General features: G+C 55.4%; 8 protein-coding genes. 3 read left to right on the top strand and 5 right to left on the bottom strand.

Features of this window, described 5'->3' with window-relative positions; translation table 11 throughout:
• The first annotated feature begins 156 nt into the window (after positions 1–156).
• Positions 157–867 carry a deoxyribonuclease V gene (nfi, locus tag IQ273_RS27015; RefSeq protein ID WP_194026228.1) on the top strand — a complete coding sequence of 237 codons (711 nt, stop codon included), beginning with the start codon at positions 157–159 and terminating at the stop codon, positions 865–867.
• A 186-nt stretch (positions 868–1,053) separates the two neighbouring features.
• On the opposite strand, the gene IQ273_RS27010 is transcribed toward nfi, so the two are convergent.
• The gene (locus IQ273_RS27010; RefSeq protein WP_194026227.1) at positions 1,054–1,983 is read right to left on the bottom strand and encodes an Npun_R2821/Npun_R2822 family protein; all 930 of its coding nucleotides are present in this window, start codon (positions 1,981–1,983) and stop codon (positions 1,054–1,056) included.
• An 8-nt stretch (positions 1,984–1,991) separates the two neighbouring features.
• Positions 1,992–2,981, bottom strand: coding sequence for an Npun_R2821/Npun_R2822 family protein (locus IQ273_RS27005; protein WP_194026226.1), 990 nt, complete (start codon positions 2,979–2,981; stop codon positions 1,992–1,994).
• 288 nt (positions 2,982–3,269) lie between these two features.
• Between IQ273_RS27005 and IQ273_RS27000 the strand changes: the two genes are divergently transcribed.
• Entirely contained in the window at positions 3,270–3,686 is a 417-nt protein-coding gene (locus IQ273_RS27000) for a XisH family protein (RefSeq protein WP_194026225.1), read from the top strand.
• Positions 3,674–4,009 (top strand): XisI protein, encoded by a 336-nt coding sequence (locus IQ273_RS26995; RefSeq protein WP_194026224.1) that lies wholly within the window; start codon positions 3,674–3,676, stop codon positions 4,007–4,009. Before IQ273_RS27000 ends, IQ273_RS26995 begins: the two co-directional genes overlap by 13 nt.
• On the opposite strand, the gene IQ273_RS26990 is transcribed toward IQ273_RS26995, so the two are convergent.
• The 3 genes from IQ273_RS26990 to IQ273_RS26980 all read right to left on the bottom strand — a co-directional run.
• Positions 4,006–4,995 (bottom strand): glycosyltransferase family 10 domain-containing protein, encoded by a 990-nt coding sequence (locus IQ273_RS26990; RefSeq protein WP_194026223.1) that lies wholly within the window; start codon positions 4,993–4,995, stop codon positions 4,006–4,008. The genes IQ273_RS26995 and IQ273_RS26990 overlap by 4 nt on opposite strands.
• Before the next feature lie 63 nt (positions 4,996–5,058).
• The gene (locus IQ273_RS26985) at positions 5,059–6,840 is read right to left on the bottom strand and encodes an asparagine synthase-related protein (RefSeq protein ID WP_194026222.1); all 1,782 of its coding nucleotides are present in this window, start codon (positions 6,838–6,840) and stop codon (positions 5,059–5,061) included.
• 99 nt (positions 6,841–6,939) lie between these two features.
• The coding region (locus IQ273_RS26980) for a glycosyltransferase (RefSeq protein ID WP_228053963.1) at positions 6,940–8,135 on the bottom strand (1,196 nt) is incomplete at its 5' end.

Here is an 8,135-nt window from a genome sequence, read left to right as displayed (position 1 = left end):
ATTGCCGGTCAGATGTTTGATAACGAATATGACTTGGCCATGACCGTCATTGACGGCATGGAAGCGCGTAGTAAAGCTGGAAATTATCAGCTAGAACGTTTTATGTTTAAATGCGCCTAGCTACTTAGAGGCTACGGCATAACGAAGGCTTTGCCTATGCAGATTCAGTTTCCAGAGAGTTGGCCGACGACGCCCGCCGAGGCGATCGCCCTGCAGCAAACCCTCGCGCCCCAGGTCATTCTTCAAGATCGCCTGCCCAACCCGATTCGCTACGTTGCCGGGGTAGATGCCGGGTTTGAGGATGAGGGCCAAACCACCCGCGCTGCTGTAGTGGTGCTATCGTTCCCCGACCTGACTCCGGTGGACGAGGTGCTGGTGCGGCAGCCGACCGTCTTTCCCTACGTGCCGGGGCTGCTGTCGTTTCGGGAGGTGCCTGGGGTGCTGGCGGCGCTGGCGCAGCTCAACACCGAGCCAGATGTGATTCTCTGCGATGGTCAGGGGATCGCGCATCCTCGGCGATTGGGGATTGCGTCGCATTTGGGGTTGTTGTGCGATCGCCCCACGGTTGGCGTGGCCAAGTCACGCCTGGTGGGCACCCACGCCGAGGTACCGCCTGACAAAGGTACCTGGGTACCGCTAATAGATCGGGGAGAGAGGATTGGAGCTGTGTTGCGCAACCGCGCCAACACCAAGCCGCTGTACATTTCCTCCGGCCACTACACCACGCTCGAAACCGCGATCGACCTAGTGCTGCGATGCACGACCAAATATCGCCTGCCTGAGACTACACGCTACGCCGATCGCCTAGCATCTTCCGGTACAGCGCGATCGGCGCTAGGAGAAGTTCAGCAAGGCCGCTTGTTTTAGCAGGGTTAGACCCCAGGGTTCTTCTGGGGTAAGCCAAAATTCTTTGACAGTTGCAAAAGAACCCTGGGGTCTTGATGCAGGGAGATTTTGACAGTCAATCAGGCTCGGTTGGTGGGTTACGGCTTGCTAAAGTGTTGGTTTTTTTGGCCAAAGTTAACGAGGCCTAACCCACCCTACAAAACTTTGCTATTTGCTTAAACGGCTTAGTAGTTTGCCTGCCTTGCGACTTAGGGTTTTCATAGGAGATGGGACTGCTACCGGAACTTCTGCTGGGCGGCTGTCGGGATCGCGCAGGTAGCGGTAGTAGGCCCAGATATCCCAGTAGGGGCAGCCGGGTTGAATGCGGTAACCCGCCCAGTGCAGATAGTCGAGGGGCTTGTTCACATTCGGATCTACCAGCGTCATGCCCTCTTGCACAAAGTGGGGGCTGCCCGCCCAGTTGCCGGGGCCACCGCCGGGCTGGCGCACCAGGTTAAACCGCCGCGCCATGCGCTTGAGAATCAGGTAGTTGATGATCGGCTGGTCGGAGGTTTTTTCGGAAAAGTCGAAATAGTTGGGGTGGGCGGCGCATTCGGCAAACGTGTCGTAGAGGTCTTGCTCGCTGACCAACCCTTTTTTAGACCCCCAAAAGCCGCAGTTGAACATATCCTCTAGCTCGGCGGCGGTGAAAACGCCCTGCTCAATAATGGCGGGGGCAAACACGTTGCGAATGCCGCCCCGGTGCTGGTAGTCGTAGCTGATAAAGTCGTAGTTATCGAGGCAGTCCAGCACTTTGGCGATCGCGCTAAACACCACCACATCGGTATCGATGTAGAGGAAGCGATCGAAGGGGCCAAACCAGCAGGCCTGCTTGCGAAACTGGTTGGGCCGCGCAAAGAACCCCTCGCCAAAGATGCCGTGCAGGTTTTCTGACAACCGCTGAATGAATTCCAGATCGGGGTAGACCTCCACGCCGTAGTCGCGGCCCAGCACCTCGGCCACCTGGTGGTAGTCGTCGTTGTAGGGAATCAACATGACCGGAATGCTGGGGTCGTGGGCGCGAATGCTGTTGAGGCAGGCGATCGCGTGATCCATCACCTTGTCGTTGGCTGTAATGTAAATGCCGCGCGAAGTCATAGCAATCCTCAGGGGAGCAACTGGGCCAGGGGTTTTAGGTACCGTCGCCAGCCTTGGGGCTTGGCTGTCACTAGTTTGCCCAGCAGAGCGGGGCGGGTCTCAGGATTGTGCAGATAGCGGTAGTGCAAGAACACCTCGCGGTAGGGCAACTCCACGTTCTCGCCATTGCAGAGACGGGCGAAAAATTTGGATGACAGGCCAATGTAGTGCAGATACAGCAGCGGTACGCCCTTGTCGTAGACTCGGTTTTCTTGAATGATGAAGTGACTAGAGGTGACGGAGTTGCCGGTGCGTTGCTCAGTTGGCAACGTCAGCGCCAGGTTGCAGGAGTTGATCTCGCACCGCATGACCAAGTAGTTGAGAATAGTTTGGTCGGGAGCCATGGAGTACAGCACCGCTGCTTCCCCAGAATTAAGCCAATCCAGAATGTCTTGGCCTCGATCAGGATCAAACAGCCCTTGGCGACTCGCGTAGAAGCCCGAGCAAAACGCCTGCCGCTGGAGCTGTTTCGCTGAGAACAATCTTTCCATCCAGTCAGAATTCTCGTCATACACATGGCTGAGGTCTTTGTGCTGAAAGTCGTAGGTAACCCAGTCGTACTTAGTCAGCGCGTCGAATATCGGGATTGGATCGCTGAGCAGCAGGGTGTCGGCATCCATGTAGAGGAAGCGATTGAAGGGGCCGTCGAAGGCGCAGAAGCGGCGGTGGGTACCCATGCGGTGAATGCCCGTGCTGCCGATCGCATTCCACTGCTGCCGAGCGGTGGGGTGGGCGGCCCAGATTTGCTCGACCCAGGTATCCCACCGCTGAATAGAGGCAGTGTTGTCGTAGAGGGTGAGTTGAGGACGCGATCGCACCAATTCCCTCAAACGCTCCACCTGGTCGTCGTAGGGGTAAATGCACACCGGCATCCCTGGGGCGAAGACGTCGATGCTGTTAAGCAGGGCGACGATTTGGTCGTAGACGCGATCGTTGCCGAGGGTACAAATGCCGTCCATGGCTCTGTCTGACTGCCTATCGCTGGTTGGTACTAAGTCCTACAGAGAAGTTGCCCGTTTACCATGCCAAAATGAAAAAGGAACCCGTTTTTTCAAAAAATGGGTTCCTGGGGTGCCCACTGATGCCAGGTAAGGGATCTCTATAGCACCTGATTTTCAGTAAAGAGGAGAGCACCGATTTTTTAGACTTGCCCCGGTGCCCATGGTATTCGCAAGCTCAGGAAATCGGTAGGGCTGGCAGCTTCTAGAATGGGGCTAGAGCTGCGATTCTCTAGATATGGTTTGCCTATGGCTGCCAAAGACCTGTTTCACGATGCCGTCAGACACGCCCTTGAGAAAGACGGTTGGACAATTACCCACGATCCGCTTTTCATCAGCTTCGGTGGCGTCGATATGTACGTTGACCTAGGAGCTGAAAGAATTTTGGCGGCACAGCGGGGGAACGAGAAAATCGCGGTGGAGATCAAAAGTTTTGTGGGTTCTTCTGCCACGACCGAGTTCAGCATGGCGCTGGGCCAATTTCTCAAATATCAGCTTGCCCTAGAAGAAGAACAGCCTGAGCGGACCCTCTACCTGGCCATTCCGGTAGATGCAGATCGGGAGTTTTTTCGGCTAGAGCTGCCCCGCCGATTGGTGGAGCGCTACCAAGTCCGCTTGGTGATCTACGATCCAGAGGAGGAGGTGATTGTGAAATGGCCAACTTAGAACGCTACCGCCCGCTGGTTCAAGAGATGCTAACCGAGTATAGCCACGTGGACTTCAGCAATCCAGAGCTAGAGACCGAGCTGATTTTCGACACTGAGCGCGATCGCTACCAGGTCGTCCACGTGGGCTGGTCGAACAAGCGGCGGGTCTACGGCTGCGTGCTGCATCTTGACATCAAAGACGGCAAAATCTGGATACAGCACGACGGCACCGAGGGCGGCATCGCCAATGAGTTGGTCGATCGCGGCGTGCCGAAGCACGACATTGTGCTGGGGTTTCACTCGCCCTTTAAGCGTCAGTTCACTGAGTTTGCCGTGGGCTAGCGCTGCTCTTGCCCCACCCACTCCGATAGCCAGTTCATTAGGTTGAGCTTGTGGAGGATCACCTGGCGGGCCTCTGCGATCGCATCCTTGGCCTCAATCCACGCATCCGGGCTCGCCGTTACCTCGCGAATATACTGAATCCCTTTTTCATCCAGGCTAGGCAGGCGCAAAAAGCTGCCGGGGGGCAACAGTTTATCTGCCGCGCCGCCGCCGTAGTAAATGGGCAGACACCAGGAGAGCAGCGCATCCCACAGTTTTTCGCTGGCGTACCAGTCGTTGTCTGCAAAGTTCTCGATCGCCAGGTTGTAGGTATAGGGGGCCATACCCGACCACTTGTTGCTTAGTTCCCCAGCGGTGCGGGTGCCGGGGGGCAGGTCGCGCCCGTAGACCTCGACGGGTAGGCTACTGTCCTGAAGCTGCTGCAAAAAGGCTAACCTCTGGCGGTGGCTCTCGGTGCGGTTAATGCCGGAGGTGATCCAGCTACAAGGGCTGTGTTTTTCGGGAGGCGGGGCCTCGTTCAGCTCGCGGAAGGAGACATTGACGTACCAGATAGCGGGCATGTAGGCGGGGGTAGGGGCCGAGTCGTCGGGGCCAGAGACGTAGCCGCAGTAGTCGCGGGCGTGGGCATAGTTGAGCAGGTTTTTGGGTCGCACCTCCGGCAGGGGTGGTTCGCGCAACAAAAAGGCAATCCGCTCCTTGGGCACTTGACTAAACTGGGGAGGCAGCTTATCCAAGACATCCACTGCAACGTTAGGTTTGGCAAGAGACAGCGCATCGCGCAACTGCTGCGATTTAGATCGGCGCGGGGGAGCAAACTGCTCGTGAAAGTTGAACTGGTAGAGCAGCAGGTAGTCAGGCTGGGGGTCTGGCGCATGAAGCTGCATATTGCCCCAAATACCAAAGGGCTGAGGGCTCTGCTTCCATAGCCAGTCGCACTGGGTGAGACCGCTATAGCTCGACAACATGCCAACGATCTTAGGTGTCATAGCTCTTGGGTGTCATGGTGTTTACGTCTCAAGCTGGCTTTAGTGGAGCTAAATTGAGGGGCTTTAGAAGGCTCTATAATTGCCCATAAAAAATTGGTTTAGCCAAATTTCTAGAGAAATGATCGTTCCCAAGCGATCGGCTAAATCTTCGCCCGCCAAATGGTTTTCCCAGTCTTGCCGCACAACTTTAGGGTCAATGAACTCGGCGTATAGCGGTTCAGGTGCCCCCAGCAATTGATCAATAAAGTCTTTGGCTGGAGACTCGCGCAACCAGGCGGCATAGTCAGCAAACTCTCGCGGCTGTAATTGCGCGACAGCAGGGCGATCGGTGCGTTTAGGCCGCAGTGGTTGGGTCAGGCTGTGTACCCGTTGATGATACCGATCTAACCGCTGATGCCAATGATGCTTGGGTAAACTCTTGACCAGGGGCAGCCCTGTTTTTTGATAGGGAAGGGCTTTAAAGTAGGCGGGAAAATGTTTAATTAGCATGCGGTGGTATAAGGCCGATGACTTAAAATACTTTTCCGGTATGGCATACAAAAACTTTTGCAATTCATAATCCAAAAAGGGAAAGCGCGTTTCGATACCGTCAACCAGACTGATGCGCATGTCCTTAGAGATAAAGCCTCTAACGCGGCCATCAAGAGCTAATAGATATGACGAAGAGCCCAGCGATTCAAAATAAGCTTTAGCTCTTGTCATCACGGCGGTATAGTGGGCCGGTGTGCGAGCAAAATTGCCTAAGTTAAGCTGTCGATCTACAAAGGTTTCAAACTTTTCTGGGGCAAAAAACTGGTCTCCAGAGAGTTTGTCGCCCCATTCTCCATGCAGATTGATCTCGAATAGATTTTGGCTACGAATAAGTTGGCTAGGGCCAGCAAACTGAGCATGGAGAATGCTGCAAGGAGCATCCATTTCCCAAAGGGCCATGACTCTAGGCCAAAACCAGGTTTGGGCATCGAACTCGCACAGGTGAAACTTAGCTTGAGCGATCGCGGCCGCACGCTGGGCAATCGAGCTATCTTGGCAGCCCGCCTGGCCGTAGGTTAAACAGTTTATCGGCCCCTGAGCGCTGGGTATTGCCGCCAAAATAGCCCTAGAATCTAAGCCACCACTGAGGGTAAGGCCGACTGACTCGTGGGGTTGACATCGACGGCTTACCGCCGAGCTAAAAAGATTGGCCAAATCAGCTTCGAGGTCGGCGTGACTGGTTTTAGGAATGTCAGTACGACGTGGAATTTCCGTCCACCACCAGTAGCGATTTGGGTGGCAAGTCGCCGCCTGAATATCCCAGGTCAGTAGGGTGGCCGCTGGCAGTAAGCTAACCCCAGCTAAAAACGTTTGATTGCCCTGGATATAGCGAATTCCTAAAAAATCTTCTATGGCCTCCCGGTTTAAGGTTGGGGTATAGCCCGATAGCCCTAGCAGCGCCTTGATTTCTGGGAACCAAAATAGGACACCACGATGCACGGTCCAGTACAGACGGCGAAGACCATAGCGGTCTGAAATAAGATGAACCTGCGCTTGATTAGAGTCGTAAATGACGGCGCAAAAAATGCCGTCTAGGTGACGTAGCAATGCCTGATGGTGCTGACGCTGATAGGCATTAAGCAGCACGCGGGCACCCGAATAGCCCTGTCCTAAGGATGAGGGAACTGGCTGCGAATTGTGAGCCTGGCCAGAGGGGTATAGCTCTCCGTCAATCCAGACGTAGACGCCTCCATCTGCACAAAAGCTTTCGCGGGATTTTGCTGGTGCTGTTGTGATTTGTACACCGGCAAAATAGCGGTCTACTACTGGCTCAGTCTGCCGGTAAAATTGGCGGTGCATGAGCAGCTTGGCCATAGACTGTAGCGTTAATCTACTGTCTATAGAAGATATGTTTTTGCCAGCAAAACCAAGCAGACCAGGCATAGAAATAACCAACAATAGCGTGACTGTAAGCTAAAACTTGAGCGGGCGATATTGCGCTTCGACGTGGGCGAGGATAGTCTCGATCCGGGTTTCCCAAGAGTAGGGTTTTAGGATATCGATATCAGGGATAAACCCTTCGGCAGGGCGGGGATGTTGGGTCAAAACCTGCCGCAAACTGTCCGCAAACGCCTGGGGTTGATCGGGGTCACACCAGGCAGCAATCTGCGCAGTCAGGGGCCAGTTCTTTAAAGATGGAATGCGAGTAGCGACGATGGGGGCTCCCGCCGCCAGGTAGTCGAATAGCTTAAGCGGTGAGGTAAAGGTAGCGGCTGGGCCTTGCCGATGGGGATGGGCTAACGCATCGGCGGCTTGCAGCAGGTGGGCCAGGTCTTGCTGCTCTAAAAAACCTAGCAGGTCTACATTCTCTAACCCTAGGTTGGTAATGCGATCGCGGTAGTGCTGCTGTTGGTTAAGGGGGCCGCCCGCCAAAGCAAATTTCGCCTGCGGAAACTGGGGGGCAATCTCTAGCAGCACATCTACCCCTTTGAACTCGTGCAGCGCTCCGGCATAGACGACGAGCTGGTCGAACTGCTGATCGAGCAGGCGATCGCGCCACTGCTGCGCCGCTGCCGGATGCCGAGCCAAAAACTGGCTGTTAAAGCCGTTGGGCACTGTGACCACCTTTTTCTTGGGCACCCCGTTGCGAATGATGCTCTCTTTGACTGTGTCGATGACGGTGACCACCGTTTGCAGCAGAGGATGGGTGGCCATCTCGGGCTCAAAGGGTTTGTCGGTGTGGTGGTGACACTCAAATATTACGGGTACCCCCTGCTTGAGAGCGGCTTTGGCAAAGTTCCAGTCGCGGGTGTGCACGAGGGCAGTGTGGGCGGCCAGGTGCAGCGGCCAGTAGTATTTGCAGGCCACAGTGCTGGCGTTGGTGAGCTTGTGCTTGACTCGGTCGATGGGCCAGGGCATGGCCAGAGGCAGCAACTCAAGCTGATGTTGAATATTGAAAAACCGAGCAAACTCCGGATTGACGGGCTGCGCTTTGGGGTTGACCCAGCGCCAGGGTTGCCAGGCGGTTATGCCGCGATCGACAAAAGACAGTTGGGTGGGGTAGCCCAGATTGGCGGCGGCATTGGCGCACTGCACCGTTTGAATTAGGTGGGCGGCTGGCTGCGGTAGGGTATCGCGAACGAAGAAGAGGTAGTGGCGGGGCATGGGGG

The organism is Nodosilinea sp. LEGE 07298 (genome assembly GCF_015207265.1).
Lineage (GTDB): Bacteria > Cyanobacteriota > Cyanobacteriia > Phormidesmidales > Phormidesmidaceae > Nodosilinea.
This window is presented reverse-complemented; position numbering and strand designations above follow the sequence as displayed.